Origin of the sequence: Sphingomonas turrisvirgatae (assembly GCF_001721295.1) — a bacterium.
Taxonomy (GTDB): Bacteria; Pseudomonadota; Alphaproteobacteria; order Sphingomonadales; family Sphingomonadaceae; genus Sphingomonas; species Sphingomonas turrisvirgatae.
The window spans coordinates 240946-258432 of sequence record NZ_MDDS01000013.1; the positions used below are offsets into that span (position 1 = coordinate 240946).

The following is a 17487-nucleotide window of genomic DNA, read 5'->3' on the forward strand; positions in this document are numbered from 1 at the left end:
GCTGCGCTCTCGCCTGAGATCCCGGCTTTCGCCGGATGACGAGCGATAGCTGCGATCAGTCCGGGTCGCCGGCGCGGTAGCCGGTATAGGGTCCGCAATCGTCCGGGTTCTTTTTGCAGGCTTGCGCATGAGCCTTTCGCTCCCGGCCCTCGCGCGCTTCCTGCTTGCGCAGCTTGCGCCCGGCATTGCGGTCGGCTTCATCCTGGCTGGTGGTCGCCCAGTCGGCCGCCTGCCCCGCCGCCTTGACCGGCAGGGTGACGATGTCGAACGCGGTCTTGGCGACGCAGCCGCCCGCCACGATCGGCAGCATGGCAATCAGAATCAACGACTTGCGCATGGCGCTCACTCCCTGACGATCAGCGCTTATACTGGTCGCGTGCTTGCGCGCCGATGTACGGGAAATCGGTGAAAAAGCCATCCACGCCGGCGGCGATGTGGCGCGAAATCTCGTCCGCCAGCCGCCCGTGGCCGGCCGGATTGATCCCCTTTCGCAAGCCAGCGGGCAGGAAGAAGTTTTCGGCGCGGAACGTCCAGGGATGGACCTGCAGGCCGGCGGCGTGCGCATCGGCAACCAGCGGGGTTACCGTGCCGTCATTCGTCACCACCAGCGACTTGTGCGGGCCGATCCCGGTGGCATAGGCGGCCACCGCCTTCAGCCCATCAGGCGTGAGCATCGCGGCATAGCTGGGTTGCGCGCCATCGGCCGGTCCGCCTTGCGCGTCGAGCAGCTGGATCAGGCGGACGTTGGTCAGCCGCTGCAATGCCTTCAGATTGTCGACCTCGAACGACTGGATGAACACCGGCGCGTCGGCGCTGTCCCAGCCGGCGGCTTTCAGCTCGGCGACCAGCAGCGCCTCCATCGGCAGGCCGATCGATGCGAGATAGCTGGGGTGCTTGGTTTCGGGATAGATGCCGATGGTGCGCCCGGTCCGCTCGCTCGCCGCCTTGGCCAGCGCGATGATCTCACCCAGCGTCGGAATATCGAACTGGCCGTCATAAGCCTTGTTGCCCGAGCGGAGCAGCGGCAGGCGCTCGCGCGCGCGCAGCGTCTTCAACTCGGCAAGGGTGAAATCCTCGGTAAACCAGCCGCTGACCTTGCGCCCGTCGATCGTTTTCGTCGTCTTGCGGTCGCGAAATTCGGGATGCGCGGCGATGTCGGTCGTCTCGGATATCTCGTTCTCGTGCCGCGCGACGAAGCGGCCGTCCCGAGTCATTACCAGATCGGGCTCGATGAAGTCCGCGCCATGTTCGATCGCGAGTTGATAAGCGGCGAGCGTGTGTTCGGGGCGCTCGCCGCTGGCGCCGCGATGCGCGATGAGGATGGGCTTGGCGGCAGGCATGGCAGGATCCTTGGCGGCAGCTGGGGCGGCGACGATAAACAGCGCGAGCGCGGCTCGCCACAGGCGCGACATGTCCCTATCTCCTTCGATGAGCGGGCTAGGCGAATCGCATGACAGGAATGAGGCAGGCTTGGCCGACAATTCGAGCGTGATCGCGGCGGCGCGCGAATGGTGCGGTAGCCGCATGGCGCTGGCGACCGTCACCTCGACCTGGGGATCGGCCCCGCGCCCTCGGGGATCGCACCTGCTGATCCACGAGGACGGCCGGTTCGAAGGGTCGGTGTCGGGCGGCTGCGTCGAGGCGGACATCATGGCAGTGGCCGCCGAGGTGATCGCCGGCGCGGGCTTTGCGCGGCGGCGGTATGGCGTGGCGGACGCGGCGGCGTGGGAAGTCGGCCTGCCGTGCGGCGGCGAGATCGAGGTGATGGTTCAGCCGGTGGTCGTAGGCGGGTTCGACCCGGCGCTTTTCGATGCGATCGCGACGGCGCGCGACGAGGGCCGGGCGATGGAGGTTTTCACCGATCTGGCGACCGGCGCGAGCACGCTGGCGGCTGGCGCGGGCGAGACGTTCGTCAACCGTTACGAGCCGCCACGCCGGCTGCTGATCGTCGGCGCGGTGCAGATCGCGCAGGTGCTGGCAGGCCTAGCGCGCGAAATGGGGGTGACCACGGTGGTGATCGACCCGCGCGGGCGTTTCCTGACCGCCGAGCGCTTTCCCGGCACGACGCTGGACGACCGCTGGCCGGACGAGGCGGTGGCGGCATTCCGCCCCGACGGCGCGACGGCGGTGGTCACGCTGAGCCACGATCCGAAGATCGACGACCCCGCGCTGGTCGAGGCGCTGAAGGCCGGCGCTGGCTATGTCGCGGCGCTGGGGTCACGGCGCAGCCACGCCGCGCGTCGCGAACGGCTGGCGGCGGCGGGACTGTCACCCGCGCAGATCAATCGAGTCGAAGGTCCGGCGGGGATCGATATCGGGGCGGTCGGGCCGGCTGAGATCGCGCTGTCGATCGCGGCCGGCATGGTAAGGGCGCTGCATGATCGAGGCTGACGATGATTGAACCCGAGCGCGTTGCGTTGCTGTTGCTGGCGGCGGGGCATTCGCACCGCTTCGGCGCGCAGGACAAGCTGATGGCGCCGTATCTTGGCCGCCCGCTGGGCCTGCATGTCGTTGTCGCGCTGGAGGCGGTGCCGTTCGCCGCGCGAGTCGCGGTGACCGACGGCACGGCGCTCGACCTGCCGTCGTGCGGCTATACGATCGTGCACAATGACGATCCGGCGGCGGGCATGGGCCGGTCGCTGCGGCTGGGCATGGAAGCGGTGGCGGCCATGGACGTCGACGCGGTGCTGATCGCGCTGGCCGACATGCCCAAGGTCACCGCGACGCACATCTATCGCCTGCTCGACCGGGCCGAGGGGGCGGACACCATCATCGCGTCGAGCGACGGCGTCGATCCGCGCCCCCCGGCGCTGTTCGGGCGCGACTATTTCGCGACGTTGCTGGCCAGCAAGGGCGACATGGGCGCGCGCGAGCTGGTGCGGCGCGGCCACCACATCGTGACCTCTCCCGCCGAGCTGGCCGACGTGGACACGCCCGAGGAGCTGGCGGCGCTGATCGCATGGCGGCCGGGCGTTCCAGATTCAACATAGACATACGATATTCAACTTTGTGGCTCTTGCGCCGGACGCGCCGGGGGGTAAGAGCAAGGTGCGAGAGGAGACACCATGCCCGACGAGCTTTATCCAGTCCCGGCCGAATGGGCGCGTTCGGCACGCTATGACGCGGCAGGGTATGAGAAGCTCTATGGTCGCTCGCTCGCCGATCCGGGCAGTTTCTGGTTGGAACAGGCCAAGCGGATCGACTGGATCAAGCGGCCCGAGATCGCGGGCGACTGGTCGTTCGACGAGGCCGACTTTCACATCGAATGGTTCGCCGACGGCAAGCTGAACGTCGCGGCGAACTGCATCGACCGACACCTCGCCGGCCGGGGCGATCAGGTTGCGATCATCTGGGAGCCGGACGACCCCAGCGAGGACGCGCGCCGCTTCACCTATCGCGAGCTGCACGCCGAGGTCTGCCGCTTTGCCAATGTGCTGAAAAGCCAGGGCGTGAAGCGCGGCGACCGCGTGACGATCTATCTGCCGATGATCCCGGAGGCGGCGTTCGCGGTGCTCGCCTGCGCGCGGATCGGCGCGATCCATTCAGTGGTGTTCGGCGGCTTTTCGCCCGAGGCGCTGGCCGGACGCATCACCGATTGCGACAGCGCCGTGGTCGTGACGGCCGACGAAGGGCGCCGCGGCGGCAAGCGCGTGCCGCTGAAGGCCAATGTCGATGCCGCGGCCGACCGCGCGCCGGCGCTCAAGACCGTGATCGTCGTCAAGGCGACGGGCGGCGAGGTCGCGATGCAGAACGGGCGCGACGTGTGGTATCACGACGCTGCGGCAGGCGTCGCTGCCGACTGCCCGGTCGAGGCGATGAATGCCGAAGATCCGCTGTTCATCCTCTATACCTCGGGGTCCACCGGCAAGCCCAAGGGCGTGCTGCATTCCAGCGGCGGCTATCTGCTGTGGGCGAGCCTGACGCACGAACTGTGCTTCGACTATCGGCCGGGCGACGTGTGGTGGTGCGCGGCCGATATCGGCTGGGTCACCGGGCACAGCTATATCCTGTATGGCCCGCTGGCGAACGGTGCGACGACGCTGATGTACGAGGGGCTGCCCAACTGGCCCGATGCGAGCCGGATCTGGCAGGTGGTGGACCGGCATCGCGTCCATACCGTCTTCACCGCGCCCACCGCGCTGCGCGCCCTGATGAAGGATGGCGACGCGTTCGTTGCCAGAACATCGCGCAAGTCGCTGAAGCTGTTGGGCACGGTCGGCGAGCCGATCAACCCGGAGGCATGGCGCTGGTATCACGAAGTGGTCGGCGAAGGGCGCTGCCCGATCATCGACACCTGGTGGCAGACCGAGACCGGCGGGGCGATGATCGCCCCCCTGCCCGGCGCGACCGACCTGAAGCCAGGCTCGGCCACCAAGCCGATGCCGGGCGTCGATCCGCAGCTGGTCGACGAGAAGGGCACTGTCCTGCACGGCGCGACCGAGGGGAACCTGATCATCACGCGCAGCTGGCCGGGGCAGATGCGCACGGTCTGGGGCGACCATGCGCGCTTCTTCCAGACCTATTTCACCACCTATCCCGGCAATTACTTCACCGGCGACGGCGCGCGTCGCGACGAAGACGGTTACTGGTGGATCACCGGGCGCGTCGATGACGTCATCAACGTGTCGGGCCATCGCATGGGCACGGCCGAGGTCGAAAGCGCGCTCGTCCTGCATCCCATGGTCGCCGAAGCCGCCGTGGTCGGCATGCCGCACGAGGTGAAGGGACAGGGCATCTATGCCTATGTGACGCTGAACGCCGGCGTTACGGCGGACGACGCGCTCCGCGCCGAGCTGGTGAAGTGGGTGCGCAGCGAAATCGGGCCGATCGCCACGCCGGACGCCGTGCAATTCGCGCCGGGCCTGCCCAAGACGCGGTCGGGCAAGATCATGCGCCGCATCCTGCGCAAGATCGCGGAAGGCGATGTGTCGTCGCTGGGCGATACATCGACGCTGGCCGATCCGGCGGTGGTGGACGATCTGGTCGCGAATCGGGTGGGGTAGCGGCGTAGGGCGGTGGGTGATGGGTCGCCCTCACCCTTCCGCGCCTTTGGCGCTCCCTCCCTCTCCCGGTGGGAGAGGGAATAAGTAGATCAGGCTTCGGCTTCGCTGACGAGCAGCTTGTCGATCTTGTGCCCGTCCATGTCCACGATCTCGAACCGCCAGCCTTGTTCGACGAAGCTTTCGCCTTCTTCCGGCAGGCGTTTGAGAACCGCTAGCGCCAGGCCGGCGACAGTGGCGAAATCGCGGTCGTCGGGCAGGTCGATGCCGATCCGCTCGGCCAGTGCGTCGGCGCCGAGCTGACCCGAGACGAGCAGCGAGCCATCGTCGCGCACGGTGATCGCCGGGTGCTCGCCACCAGCGGCGTCGGACGCGAACTCACCGGCGATCGCGGCAAGCAAGTCGGCCGGGGTCACGATTCCTTCGAAATGCCCATATTCGTCGTGGACGAAGCCCATCGGCACCGCGGCGCGGCGAAGCGCGCCGAGCGCGTCCATCGCGTCGACCTGATCGGGCAGCACCGGTGCGGTATGCGCCAGCGCGCGCAGGTCGAGCGCCTCGCCCCGGATGAGCGCGACGACCACGTCGCGCGCCTGGACCACGCCAATCACCTGATCGACCGAGCCGTTGGCGACAGGCAGGCGGGTATGCGGCGTCCGGCTGAGCGCGGCGCGGATGCCGGCTTCGTCGAGATTGGCGTCGAGCCAGTCGACATCGGTGCGCGGCGTCATAACCTCTCGCACCGGACGGTCGGCCAGGCGCACGACGCCCGAGATGATCGAGCGTTCATGCTCCTCGATCACGCCCGAGCTTTGCGCCTCGGCCACGATCATGTGCAATTCCTCGGCCGTGACGCGATTTTCGGATTCGCGGTTCATGCCGAGCAGGCGGAAGATCGCGGAGCTGCTCTGGTCGAGCAACCACACCAGCGGCGCGGTCACCTTGGCCAGCAGCTTCATCGGGCCGGCGACGAGCACCGCGATCGGCTCTGGCGAGCGCAGCGCGAACTGCTTGGGCACCAGCTCGCCGACGATCAGCGAGGCATAGGTGGTGAGCGCGATGACGATCGCGAAGCCGGCGGTCTGGGCGGTTTCGCGCGCCACCCCCAGCAGCTCGATCCGCGCCGCGGTCGGCGTGCCGAGGCTGGCGCCCGAATAGGCGCCGGCGATGATGCCGATCAGCGTGATGCCGATCTGAACGGTCGAGAGGAACTTGCCCGGATCGGCGGCGAGGTCGATCGCGGTCTGGGCGCCGCGCTTGCCGGCACGCGCCAGCCCCTCGAGCCGCGCCTTGCGCGCCGAGACGATGGCAAGTTCGGACATGGCGAAAACGCCGTTCAGGGCAACGAGCGCGAGGATGATCGCGACGTCGATCCAGGGAAAAGGGGGAAGCGGGTCCATTGGCCTGAGGGACCCTTAGCCTCATTCAGCTTCGTTTCACAACGGCCTTTGCATGGAGCGGTCGGTGCGCAGGCGGAACAAGGGCGATGCCCGGTCCGTTGGCGCACGAGGTTCAAGATGGGAGTAGATCATGCGTTTATCCGCCAAATGGCCCCTGGTTCCGGCGATTGCCGCCCTTACCCTCACCAGCGCCTGCGTCACCGACCCGGTGACCGGTGAGCAGCGCATTTCGAAGGCGGGCATTGGCGCGCTGGGCGGCGCGGTAGGCGGCTATCTGCTGGGCGACCTGGTCGGCGGACGGCGCGACCGGACCGAGAAGATCGTCGGCGCGGGCATCGGTGCGGTCGCCGGGGCCGGCATCGGCGCGTATATGGACCGGCAGGAGCGCGAGATCCGCGAGCGGACCGCGGGCACCGATGTCGAGGTGATTCGGCGCGGCGACGACCTGATCCTGCAGATGCCCGCCGGCATCACCTTTGCCACCGACAGCGCGAACGTCCAGCCGCAGTTCCGCCCGACGCTGGACCAGGTGGCCGATGTGCTCGACCGCTACAACCAGACCTTTGTCGACGTGTACGGCCACACCGATTCGACCGGATCGGCGCAATATAACCAGACGCTTTCGGAACGACGCGCCGCGGCGGTCGCCGATTACCTGACGTCGCGGGGCGTCGAGAGCGCGCGGCTGGCGACGCGCGGCTTTGGGCTGACCCAGCCGATCGCATCGAACGATACGCCCGAAGGCCGCGCCGAAAACCGCCGAGTCGAGATCAAGGTCGTGCCGGTGCGCGAGAGCGACCTGCGATAACGGCCTGAACCCGTCACCGCCGCGCGGCGAAGAAGTCCCTGAGCAGCGCGCCCGCCTCGCCCTCGCCGATGCCGGAATAAATTTCCGGGCGGTGGTGGCAGGTGGGCTGCGCGAAGAAGCGCGGCCCGTGCTCGACCGCTCCGCCCTTGGCATCGCTCGCGCCGTAATAGAGGCGCGTGATGCGGGCGTGGGCGATGGCGCCGGCACACATCGCGCAGGGTTCAAGCGTCACCCACAAGTCGCAATCGTCGAGCCGGTCGCTCCCGAGGGTCGCGGCGGCGGCGCGGATTGCCAGCATTTCGGCATGCGCAGTCGGGTCGCACAGCGCGCGCGGCGCGTTGGCGGCGGTGGCGATCACCTTTCCCGCATGCAGGATCACTGCGCCGACGGGAACTTCGCCGGCCCGCGCGGCATCGCGGGCAGCGGCAAGCGCACGGGCCATCGGGTCGGGCAGCGGGAACATGGCCGCGCTATGCCCTGCCCGGTGCGACGAGGCTAGGGTCCTGACCCTAGGTCAGTTCGCCTCGACGGGCTGACGCGCCTTCTCGACCTCGACGCGCGGCACCTGGATCGTCTTGTTCTCCATCACCACGGTCGGCACCTGGATCGTCTTGTTGGTATAGCCCATGTCGACCTTGCCGACATCGGCCTGCACCGCCGGAGCCTTGCCGCCCTCGACCTTCACCTCGGGCAGGGCGCCGGAACGCAGGTTGAGATTGATCATGCCGAGCCAGGCCATGGCCAGTATGACAATCACGGCAAGGCCGATAATGGCCAGGATTGCGCGCATCGGTGCGTCTCCCCATCGGTTCGTTTGCGAAATAACGCGCCGATCCTGATCGAGGTTGCATCGGCGGCGTTCGAGGTTGACGAAAAGGCACCGTCCGGTTAGTTGCGCACGCTTTCCGGGGCTTCCGGAACAGGCATGAACCTTAGGATTTAAGCGATGTCGCGCATTTGCGAGCTGACCGGCAAGGGCCGGCAGGTGGGTCACAACGTTTCCCACGCCAACAACAAGACCAAGCGCACTTTTCTGCCCAACCTGCAGAATGTGACGCTGATGTCGGAGGCGCTGGAGCGCTCGATCCGTCTGCGCGTGTCGACGCATGGCCTGCGTTCGGTCGAGCATAATGGCGGCCTCGACAACTGGCTGCTGAAGACCGGCGACGACAAGCTGTCGCTGCGCGCGCGTCGCCTGAAGCGCGAGATCGTGAAGAAGGCTGTCGTCGCAGCCTGATTCGCGGCTGACGCGATGACGTTCGACGACCGGCCCGCTCCCTATGGGATGCGGGCCGTTCGGCGTTAGGGTGGTGCGTCGAGCCTGAACTTGAGCAGCAGCGAGCGCTGAAACCACAGCGCATTGTCATCCGAGGCGATCCACAGGATGGTATCGCGCCCCTCCCGGCTCACCGCCAGCGCCTCGAAATTGTCGTGCAGCACCGGGGCGGCGAAGCGCGCGACCTCTTGTCCAGTCACGATCGCGCCGGGGCGAATCGCGGCGCGATCGATCAGGGTCAACGACGCGGTGAAGCCAGCCTGAAGCGAAGCGCGGCGGTTGAGGATGGCAATGCGGCCATCGGGCAGCTCGGCCGCGTCGGTCGGCTGGAAACGAGCCGGCGGGCGATAGGCGAAGCGGAAGCCGCGGTCCGGGACGCGGAGCGGATCGCCGGCGAACCAGATTGCTTCGCGCGTGCCCTTTGCCCCCGCAACCTTGTGCTCGGAAATGGCGATGAAGCTGCCGTCGCGCAAGCGTACGAGCGATTCGGCCCCACCATTGAGCGACCATTTCGCCATTGCGCGCGGCGCCACGCCCCGGCCGTGGCGAAGGTCGGGATCATAGCGCCAGATCTGGTTGGCGCGTTCAAAGCCGACCCATAGCGTGCCGGTCGCGGGATCGCGGGTCAGCGATTCGCTGTCACGCTCGAGCTTGCGCCAGCCGGGGCCTGGGCCATCGACCAGCGCGCCGCTCACCATGTCCGACACGCGCCAGTCGGCCCCCATGCGGAAGCGCACGAAATTGCCGCCGTCGCCGAGCAGCGTGAAGCGGTCGCCATCCACGGTCATCGCCGAGAAGCCGCCAAAGCCATACACCGCGCTCGTCAACTGCACGCCGCCCAGATAGGTGAGCTGTCCCAGCTGCTTGCGCGAAGGATCGCGCCAATCGAGATCGACGGGTGTCGCTTCGATGCCGAAGTGGCTGGGCCACAGCGTCAGCCGCTCTTCGCCCGAATAGCTGGGCAGGAAGGCGAACAGCAGCAGGACGGAAAGGAAGATGCGCATCGGCGCCTGCTTTAACGCGCAGTTGAGCGGGGCAAAGCTGAACGTTGGATAACAGCCATGTTCAGGAACGCGTCAACCACGACGCGGCATGTGCGGGCAGGACGAGCGCGCGCCTGCGCCTCGCATCGAACAGCCGGTGCGCCACTGCGCCCTGCCCGCTTTCCCGCGTTGCGTATCGGGAGCGGGCGCCCCCTTCCCCTTGCAGCGTGTGCACCGGCTCCGTTCATCCGTGCGACGTGCGACGTGCGACGTGAACGCAGCTGAACGGGGGATAACCAGCACATTCAGCATCGGTTCGCGGCGAATGTGCGAATCCATTGTCCAACGTGATGACGGCGGTTCGCCGCATTGCCAGGAAAAGGAGACGACCGATGTTCAAGAAGCTTTCCCTGATCGGCGCGGCGCTGGCGATGACCGGCACCGCCATCGTTCCCGCCAGCCAGGCGGCGGCGCAGAGCCGGTACGAATATCGCGACGGGCGCGGCTATAATGGCGACCGTGGCTATCGCCAGTATAACCGTGGCGACCGCCGCTATGACAATCGCCGCTATGACAATCGCCGCTACAACTATCGGGGCCGCGACGAGCGCTGCGATTCGAGCCAGGGCACGATCATCGGCGCGATCGCCGGCGGCCTGCTGGGCAACGGCGTGGCGGGGCGCGGCGACCGCACCATGGGTGCCATCGTCGGCGGCGCGGTCGGCGCGCTGGCCGGCCGTGAGATCGACCGTTCGGGCCAGCCGGGCTATTGCGCCCGCCGTCGCTGATCCGACCCACTGAACAGCGAAAGGCCGGTCCCTGACGGGGCCGGCCTTTTTGCGTCACGCTATTCGTGCCGCAATGCGTCGATCGGATTGAGGCTGGCGGCGCGGCGTGCGGGGAAGAAGCCGAACACCACGCCGATCACGGCCGAGATGGCGAAGGCGATGATGTTGATCTGAAGATCGAACATCCACGGCACCTGCATGAGCGGCGTGATGATCGCGATGGCCAGCTGCGCGAGCAACAGGCCCATGGCACCGCCCAGCAGCGAGAGCACGATCGCCTCGACCAGGAACTGCATGAGCACTTCGCTGGCGATCGCGCCGATGGCGAGGCGGATGCCGATCTCGCGCGTTCGCTCGGTCACCGACACGAGCATGATGTTCATGATGCCGATGCCGCCGACGATCAGGCTGATGCCCGCGACGGCGGCGACGATGCTGGTCAGCAACTGCGTGCTGCCGGTCAGCGCCGCGCTGATCTGGGCAGTGTCGAAGATGTTGAAATTGTCCTCCGCCCCCGCATCGATCCGCCGCCGTTCGCGCAGCAGGTCGGACAAGGAGGCTTGGACCTGCGCGCTGTCATAGGCAGCGTCGACGCCGACCAGCATCAGGCGAATGTCGCGATTGCCGGTGAAGCGACGCTGCACTGCCTTGATCGGCATGATGACGGTATCGTCCTGATCGCCGCCGAAGCCCGCCTGACCGCGCCGCGACAGCACGCCGATCACGTCGCACGAGACGCCGCCAATGCGGAACCGCTGACCGACCGCATTGCCGCCGCGAAACAGGTTCTGCTGCACCGTCGCGCCGATGATGCAGACGGCCTTCCCCGCCGCCTCTTCAGCCGGGGAGAAGATGCGGCCGGCGGTGAGCGGCCAGGGCTGGACGGTGAAGAAGGCGCCGGTGGTGCCGTTGATCGTGGTCGACCAGTTGGCGCCTTCATGGATCGCGGTCGCGGTGGATTGTGCCTGCGGGGCGACGGCGGTGACCCCGGCGACCTGTTCGCGCACCGCCTCGACATCGGCTTCGTCGAAATCGGGCGGACGCGGCCCGCCGCCGCCGCGGCCGAAGCCCTGACCGGGGCGGACCTGAAGGATATTGGTGCCGAGGCTGGCGATCTGTTGCTGCACCGCCGCGGTCGTCGCCTTGCCCAGCGTGACCATCGCGACGACGGCGGCGACGCCGATGATGATGCCGAGCGTGGTCAGAAACGAGCGCAGCTTGTGCCGCAGGATCGAACGGATCGCGAGCGTGAAGGTGGTGCCGAGCATCAGGCCGGCGCTTTTTCGCTTTGGCCCGCGCCCTGCCCCGCCTCGATCCGTTCGACCAGCCCGTCCTTGAAGTGGACGATGGTGTGCGCGAAGGCCGCCATGTCGGGTTCGTGCGTGACCATCAGCACGGTGATGCCGCTTTCCTGGTTGAGCCGCGTCAACAGCTTCATGATCTCGACCGAGCGTTCGCTGTCGAGGTTGCCGGTCGGCTCGTCAGCGAGCAGCACGTCGGGGTTGGTGACGATCGCGCGGGCGATGGCGACGCGCTGCTGCTGGCCGCCGGACAATTCGGCGGGAGTGTGGTCCCACCATCTGTCGAGGCCGACCTTTTCCAGCGCGGCCATGCCCATGTCGCGCCGCGTCTTCTTGTCCTCGCCGCGATAAAGCAGGGGCAGCTCGACATTTTCGAGCGCGCTGGTGCGGCTCAAGAGATTGAACCCCTGGAACACGAAGCCGAGATATTTGCGGCGCAGCAGCGCGCGCTGGTCGCGACTCAGCGTTTCGATATGCACACCCTTGAACACGAACTCGCCGCCGCTCGGCATGTCGAGACAGCCCAGGATGTTCATCGTGGTCGACTTGCCCGAGCCGGAGGGGCCCATCACCGCGACGAAATCGCCGCCGGTGATGTCGAGATCGACGCCCTTCAGCGCCTGAAACGCCGTCGGGCCTTCGCCATAGGTCTTGGTAACGCCCCGCAGGCGGATGATCGGTTCGGCCATCAGCCGCCCTGCCTGCCGCCGCCGCCACCGCCGCCCTTGCGCTGCCCGCCGCCCTTGCGCTGGCCGCCGCCGGATTGCTCGCCGGCATATTGCCCGGTGATGACCTCCATCCCCGCCTTAAGCTCGCCCGAGAGGATTTCGGTCACCTGCCCGTTGGTGTCGCCGGTGGTCACCTCGATTCCGCGCGGCTGGCCGTCCTCCCCCTTCACATAGACGGTCTGGCGGGCGCCGCGGCCAAGCGCCGCGGCCTTTTCCGCGCCGCCACGCCGCCTTCCGCCCCGCGGGACGAGCGCGCCGGTGACGCCGCCGGCCTTTTGCTGGCTGTCGCCGGCGCTGGGGGTGAAGCGCAGCGCGGCATTGGGGACGAGCAGGACGTTCTTCTTTTCCAGCGTCACGATCTCGGCCGTGGCGGTCATGCCCGGCCGAAGCTGCTGGTCGGGATTGGCGACAGACAGGATCGCGCCATAGGACACGACCTGCCCGGTGGTGCCGGTCGCGCTGGTGGCCGTGGACGACGCGCTGCTCTGCGCCGACAGGTTGGAGCCGACATCCACGCGCTGGATCACCGCGGGGAAGGTCCGGCCGGGGAAGGCGTCGACGGTGAAATTCGCCTTCTGCCCATCCTTCACCTGCCCGACATCAGCTTCGTCGATCGCGACTTGAAGCTCCATCGCGGTCAGATCCTCGGCGATCACGAACAGCGTCGGCGTGTTGAACGAGGCGGCGACCGTCTGGCCCGGATCGACCTGGCGCGAGAGCACCACGCCGTTGACGGGCGAGCGGATGATAGCGCGGTTGCGCTGAGTGACGTTGGAGCGCAGCTGCGCCTGCTGCGCGGTGACCTGTGCCTGGCTGGCCCGGACGGTGGCGACTGCCCGGGCGACGGCGGCACGGGCATTGTCGAGTTCGGTCTTCGCCGGCACGCGGCCTCCCGACAGCCGGCTCACCTCCTCGAACCGCGACAGCTGCGCGCGCGCTTCAGTGAGCGTCGCCTGATTCTGGGCAACCGTCGCCTGCGCGGCGGCGACGCCGGCCTGGCCCTGTGCGATCTGGTCATCGAGAATCTCGGGGTCGATCAGCGCGAGCGGCTGACCGGCGGTGACGCGGTCATTCACATCGACCAGCACGCGCGTGATCTTGCCTGAGAGTTCCGAGCCGACCTGTACCTGATTGGTCGGTGCGAGCTTGCCCGTCGCCGAGACGGAGACGGTGAGCGCGCCCCGCTCCACCGGCCGAGTCGCATAACCGGCCTGTTCGCTGCTGCCGAGGAACTTCCAGGCCGTGAGGATCAGGACGAGGACCAGCAGCGCCACCGCAATCCACTTGGCATAGCGTTTCCAGACCGGCGTGACCTTGCCGCCGAGGAATTCGTCGACATTGGGCGTGGTGGGTTCGGCCATCAGTTCGCTTCCATGGCGGGTGTGGTGGGCAGGTCGGCGGGCGCGGGCACGCGGGTCGCGTCCCAGCCGCCGCCGAGCGCGAGGTAGAGCTGGATCAGCGCGGACGATCGATCCGCGCGCGCCTGGACCAGCCCGTTGCGGGCCGAGATCAGCGAGGCTTCGGCCTGGCTCAAGGTCAGGAAATCGGCGAGCCCGGCGCGGTATGAACTGCGCGAGAGGATCGCGCTGTTTCGCGCCGCATCGAGCGCGATGGCGAACTCACGCTCGCGCGCCTGCGCCGCCTGGAGCGCAACGACGGCGTTCTCGACCTCTTCGAGCGCGATCAGCACGGTCTGTTTGTAGGCAAGGAAGGCGCCGTCCGCCGCCGCCTGCGACGCGCGCACCTGCGACCGGGTGCGGCCGGCGTCGAAGATCGTCTGCGCGATGCTGGCGAACAGGCGCCCGGTGATGACGTCGAAGACGCTGCCGAGGTTCGACGCGCCGCCATCGATGCTGCCGCCCAGCGACAGCTGCGGATAAAGCTGCGCCTCCGCCACCCCGATCCGCGCGACGGCGGCGGCGAGGCCGCGCTCCGCGCTGCGGATATCGGGCCGCTGGCGCAGCGTATCGGCGGGGATGCCGACCGCAACGCTGGCCGGCCCCTGCGGGATCGGTCGGGTGGCCGCCATCTCGCCCTTCAGCGCGCCGGGCGCCTGGCCGGTGAGCACGGCGAGGCGCGAAACCGCGCTGTTGTAATTCGCCTCGATCGACGGGATCGATGCGGCGGTCTGCGCCCGGCTGGCACGGGCCTGTTCCTGGTCGAGCGAGGAGACGAGCCCGGCCTGGACGCGGAAGCCGGCGATTTCGAGATTGTCGTCCTGTATCGCCAGGCTCTCACGCGCATTGACGAGTTGCGCCTGCGCGGCGCGGGCGAGGATATAGTTGCGTGCGATCTCGCCCTGAACCGAGACGAGCACGGCGGCATAGTCATAGCCCGACGCCTCGAGCTCGGCACGCCCGGCCTGCACGCCGCGCCGGATCCCGCCGAACAGATCGGCCTGATAGTTGACGTCGCCGCCCAACGAGAAGCTGGTGTTGCCGCCCTGCGAGAAGCTGGTGACGGTGCCGTCGGGCAAGGTGACCTGCGTGCTCTGCCCGCGGAGCGGCTCGCTGCGCGATGCGCTGCCGCCCGCGCTGATCGAGGGAAAGAGGGATGCGCGCTGCTGGACCAGTGCTTCACGCGCCTGGCGAAGCCGCGTGACGGCCAGCGCCACGTCGAGATTCTGGCTCGCGGCCTGTTCGACCAGGCGAGCGAGCAAGGGATCGTCGAAGGTCGTCCACCAGCGCTGCAGATCCGCCTGCGCGGTTTGTTGCGCGGCGACCGAATAGGTCTGTGGCACGCCAAGCTGGGCCGCGCTGTTCGGCCGATATTCGGGCCCGACTGTGCAGCCGGCGAGCGGCACGGCGATGAGCGCCAGGATTGCAATCGGACGGTTCATCATCCCCCTTCGAATGGGCCAGTCGCCCGCGCGGCGTCCATCGAAACAATGTCGCAAATTGTCGCGCCGGGTCGAAACGCACACGAAACGGGTGAGTTGCATGGAGCATGAGCCCATACGGAAAAACCCCAGCCTCATGGGTGGAGGCTGGGGTTTCGACCTGGCATCGGGGACAGGGAATCAGAAGCGGAAGCCGACGCTCGCCATGACGTTGCGCGGGGCAGCCATGAAGCAGTCGCCGCGCGCGAGGCACGAGGCGAAGGCCTGTTCATTCAGCAGGTTCGTCGCATTGATCGCGAAGCGCCACTTGTCCCAGGTGAGTTCGGCCAGCGCATCGATCGTGGTGCGCGCGGGCGTGACGATGGTGTAGAGCGTGCCCGGTGCAATCGTCGGGTTGCGGCCATAGGGATCGAGCGGGCCGGTCGACTTGCTTTCGCCGCTATAGACCACGCCCGCGCCGAGCCGAAGCTGAGCGCCGCCGACATTGCCGAACGTCTTGGTCGACCAGGCCGAGGCGGTGTGGCGCGGCATATAGTCGAGGCTGGTATTCACCTCGGACTCAAGTTCGCTGTAGCCGTAGTTGAGCAGCAGCTCGAACTCGCCGGGCAGCGTGTGGCTCGCCTCGAACTCGACGCCCCTGGTCGTGAGCTCGCCCCACTGGGTCGTGACATTGTTGGCGAGGTAGAGGACGCGGTTGCGTTCCTTGATGTGGAAGCCGGTGAGCGTGACCAGCGTTGCCGGGCTGGGCTGCCACTTGACGCCGGCCTCGTACTGCGTGCCGGTCTGCGGAATGAACGGCGTGGTCGGCACGCCGCCCGGGCCCGTCAGCCGACCGGCGATCGGCAGGAAGCTCTCGGTATAGCTGAAGAAGGGCGAGAAGCCGGCGCCGACCTCGCCGATGATGCCCGCGCGGAAGGTGGTGGCGTTGTCCTCCTGCCCCGACGAGTTCGTCACATGGTCGCGGCGTGCGCCGACGATGATCGAGACCCGGTCGAACAGGCGGACCTGATCCTGGACATAGACGCCGAGCTGCTTTTGCGAATCATAGGCGAACGGACCGGCCGGTTGGGGCGTCGCCAGCGCAGCGTAATCGATGTCGTAGAGATCGACCACTTCGAGGCCGGGCGCGGCGTAGCGCTTGCCGACCTTGTTCCAGCTATAGTCCAGACCGACGAGCAGCGTGTGTTCGATATTGGCGCCGGTGTTGAACTTGAACTCGACATTGTTGTCGGTCGAGAAGACGTTCATCCGCGCGTCGCTTGCATCCGAATACAGCCCGATGGTGCGCCCGTTGGTGCCGTAGACCGCGAACGGATTGACCGGATCGGTGTAGCTGTCGGCATAGTGCGTGAAATATTGAAGATCGCTGTCGATGTAGCGCGCCTTGAGGCTCAACCGCACCTTGTCCGAAAAGCGATGGACGATCGATCCGCCGCCCTGCAGCGAGCGGCCGTCATAGCGGTCCCATCCCGCCTTGCCGACGAAGGTATAGGGGTCGAGCTGAAGCGCCGGGTCCACGGGATTGGGGCGGAAGGTGCCGGCGATCGGCAGGAATTGCGAGGTCGAGCCGGTGTCGTCCTCCTGATACAGGCCGGTCAGGATCACGTCGGTGGCGGGCGTCGGCTGCCAGCGGATCGACGGCGCGAACATCACGCGGTCGTCGGGCACATGATCGACATAGGTGTCGGCGTCGCGCACGCGGGCGACAGCACGGATCGCGAGGTTACCGGTGAGCGCGAGATTGACGTCGCCCAGCGCTTCCTTGCGGTCATAGCTGCCATAGACGAGGTTCAGTTCGCCGCGCGTCTCGAAATCGGGCGTCTTGGAGACGAGGTTCACGAGGCCACCGATCGAACCCTGGCCGAACAGGACCGAGGCCGGGCCGCGCACGATCTCGACCCGCGAGAAGTTATACGGGTCCGAGGTGATGCTGGCATAATAGGAGAAGATGTCGCGCATGCCGTCGCGGAACTGAAGCGCGTTGATGCCACGCACGTTGAACCCGTCGACGCGCGTATCGCGGCCATAGGGATTGGCGAGCACGCCGGCGGCGTATTTGACCGTGTCGCTGATGTTGATCGCGCCCTGCGACAGATAGGTGTCGGCCGAAATGATCGTCAGCGGCTGGGGCAGTTCGATCAGCGGCGTTTCGGTCTTGGTGCCCGCGTTCGCGCCGGTGACGACGATTTCGTCTTCCTGCCCGGCTATTGGCGCCGGTTCCTCGGCGCGTGCCGCCTGGCTCAGCAGCACGCCGGCGATTCCTGCGGCAACGATCAACTTGCTCATACCCACCCTTTTGCGTTCTTCAGTCTCAGTCGCAGCGCCTCCTAACTTTTTGCGAGCAATTATCAATAGCATTTCTGC

At 67.3% G+C, this 17487-nt stretch carries 17 protein-coding genes; 6 read left to right on the forward strand and 11 right to left on the reverse strand.

Annotation, left to right across the window (positions count from 1 at the left end; all coding sequences use genetic code 11):
- Positions 1-55: 55 nt before the first annotated feature.
- Together BFL28_RS06475 and BFL28_RS06480 are read right to left on the reverse strand one after the other, a co-directional pair.
- Positions 56-337, reverse strand: coding sequence for a hypothetical protein (locus BFL28_RS06475; RefSeq protein WP_069319767.1), 282 nt, complete (start codon positions 335-337; stop codon positions 56-58).
- Between the two features lie 19 nt (positions 338-356).
- Positions 357-1412: a glycerophosphodiester phosphodiesterase gene (locus BFL28_RS06480; protein ID WP_069319768.1), complete on the reverse strand. Its 1056-nt coding sequence runs from the start codon at positions 1410-1412 to the stop codon at positions 357-359.
- A gap of 58 nt (positions 1413-1470) precedes the next feature.
- Here BFL28_RS06480 and BFL28_RS06485 point away from each other — a divergent pair, with 58 nt between their 5' ends.
- The 3 genes from BFL28_RS06485 to acs all read left to right on the forward strand — a co-directional run bounded on the left by BFL28_RS06485 (position 1471) and on the right by acs (position 5003).
- On the forward strand, positions 1471-2391 hold the full coding sequence (locus tag BFL28_RS06485) for an XdhC family protein (protein WP_069319842.1): 921 nt from the start codon (positions 1471-1473) through the stop codon (positions 2389-2391).
- 2 nt (positions 2392-2393) lie between these two features.
- The gene (locus BFL28_RS06490; RefSeq protein WP_069319769.1) at positions 2394-2990 is read left to right on the forward strand and encodes a nucleotidyltransferase family protein; all 597 of its coding nucleotides are present in this window, start codon (positions 2394-2396) and stop codon (positions 2988-2990) included.
- A gap of 75 nt (positions 2991-3065) precedes the next feature.
- Positions 3066-5003 (forward strand): acetate--CoA ligase, encoded by a 1938-nt coding sequence (acs, locus tag BFL28_RS06495; protein ID WP_069319770.1) that lies wholly within the window; start codon positions 3066-3068, stop codon positions 5001-5003.
- 89 nt (positions 5004-5092) lie between these two features.
- Here the strand turns inward: acs and BFL28_RS06500 are convergent, their stop codons facing one another.
- Positions 5093-6400: a hemolysin family protein gene (locus BFL28_RS06500; protein WP_069319771.1), complete on the reverse strand. Its 1308-nt coding sequence runs from the start codon at positions 6398-6400 to the stop codon at positions 5093-5095.
- A gap of 130 nt (positions 6401-6530) precedes the next feature.
- Between BFL28_RS06500 and BFL28_RS06505 the strand changes: the two genes are divergently transcribed.
- A complete protein-coding gene (locus BFL28_RS06505; RefSeq protein WP_069319772.1) occupies positions 6531-7208 on the forward strand; it encodes a YiaD family glycine zipper/OmpA-like lipoprotein in 678 nt (225 codons plus the stop codon).
- Between the two features lie 13 nt (positions 7209-7221).
- Here BFL28_RS06505 and BFL28_RS06510 read toward each other — a convergent pair whose 3' ends face one another.
- Together BFL28_RS06510 and BFL28_RS06515 are read right to left on the reverse strand one after the other, a co-directional pair.
- Positions 7222-7671, reverse strand: coding sequence for a nucleoside deaminase (locus BFL28_RS06510; protein ID WP_069319773.1), 450 nt, complete (start codon positions 7669-7671; stop codon positions 7222-7224).
- A 51-nt stretch (positions 7672-7722) separates the two neighbouring features.
- A complete protein-coding gene (locus tag BFL28_RS06515; protein WP_069319774.1) occupies positions 7723-7998 on the reverse strand; it encodes a hypothetical protein in 276 nt (91 codons plus the stop codon).
- A 156-nt stretch (positions 7999-8154) separates the two neighbouring features.
- On the opposite strand from BFL28_RS06515, the gene rpmB reads away from it, so the two are divergent.
- Entirely contained in the window at positions 8155-8445 is a 291-nt protein-coding gene (gene rpmB / locus BFL28_RS06520; protein ID WP_069319775.1) for a 50S ribosomal protein L28, read from the forward strand.
- Positions 8446-8510: 65 nt separating this feature from the next.
- Here the strand turns inward: rpmB and BFL28_RS06525 are convergent, their stop codons facing one another.
- Positions 8511-9488, reverse strand: a complete 978-nt coding sequence (locus BFL28_RS06525) for an esterase-like activity of phytase family protein (protein WP_069319776.1) — start codon at positions 9486-9488, stop codon at positions 8511-8513.
- Positions 9489-9859: 371 nt separating this feature from the next.
- Here BFL28_RS06525 and BFL28_RS06530 point away from each other — a divergent pair, with 371 nt between their 5' ends.
- Positions 9860-10255 carry a glycine zipper 2TM domain-containing protein gene (locus BFL28_RS06530; RefSeq protein ID WP_069319777.1) on the forward strand — a complete coding sequence of 132 codons (396 nt, stop codon included), beginning with the start codon at positions 9860-9862 and terminating at the stop codon, positions 10253-10255.
- A gap of 59 nt (positions 10256-10314) precedes the next feature.
- Here the strand turns inward: BFL28_RS06530 and BFL28_RS06535 are convergent, their stop codons facing one another.
- The 5 genes from BFL28_RS06535 to BFL28_RS06555 all read right to left on the reverse strand — a co-directional run bounded on the left by BFL28_RS06535 (position 10315) and on the right by BFL28_RS06555 (position 17409).
- Positions 10315-11523, reverse strand: coding sequence for an ABC transporter permease (locus BFL28_RS06535; RefSeq protein ID WP_069319778.1), 1209 nt, complete (start codon positions 11521-11523; stop codon positions 10315-10317).
- On the reverse strand, positions 11523-12248 hold the full coding sequence (locus BFL28_RS06540; protein ID WP_069319779.1) for an ABC transporter ATP-binding protein: 726 nt from the start codon (positions 12246-12248) through the stop codon (positions 11523-11525). The genes BFL28_RS06535 and BFL28_RS06540 overlap by 1 nt, the downstream gene beginning before the upstream one ends.
- Positions 12245-13645, reverse strand: a complete 1401-nt coding sequence (locus BFL28_RS06545; RefSeq protein WP_069319780.1) for an efflux RND transporter periplasmic adaptor subunit — start codon at positions 13643-13645, stop codon at positions 12245-12247. Before BFL28_RS06545 ends, BFL28_RS06540 begins: the two co-directional genes overlap by 4 nt.
- On the reverse strand, positions 13645-15126 hold the full coding sequence (locus tag BFL28_RS06550) for an efflux transporter outer membrane subunit (protein WP_079246971.1): 1482 nt from the start codon (positions 15124-15126) through the stop codon (positions 13645-13647). Before BFL28_RS06550 ends, BFL28_RS06545 begins: the two co-directional genes overlap by 1 nt.
- A gap of 177 nt (positions 15127-15303) precedes the next feature.
- Positions 15304-17409: a TonB-dependent siderophore receptor gene (locus tag BFL28_RS06555; protein ID WP_069319781.1), complete on the reverse strand. Its 2106-nt coding sequence runs from the start codon at positions 17407-17409 to the stop codon at positions 15304-15306.
- Positions 17410-17487 lie beyond the last annotated feature (78 nt).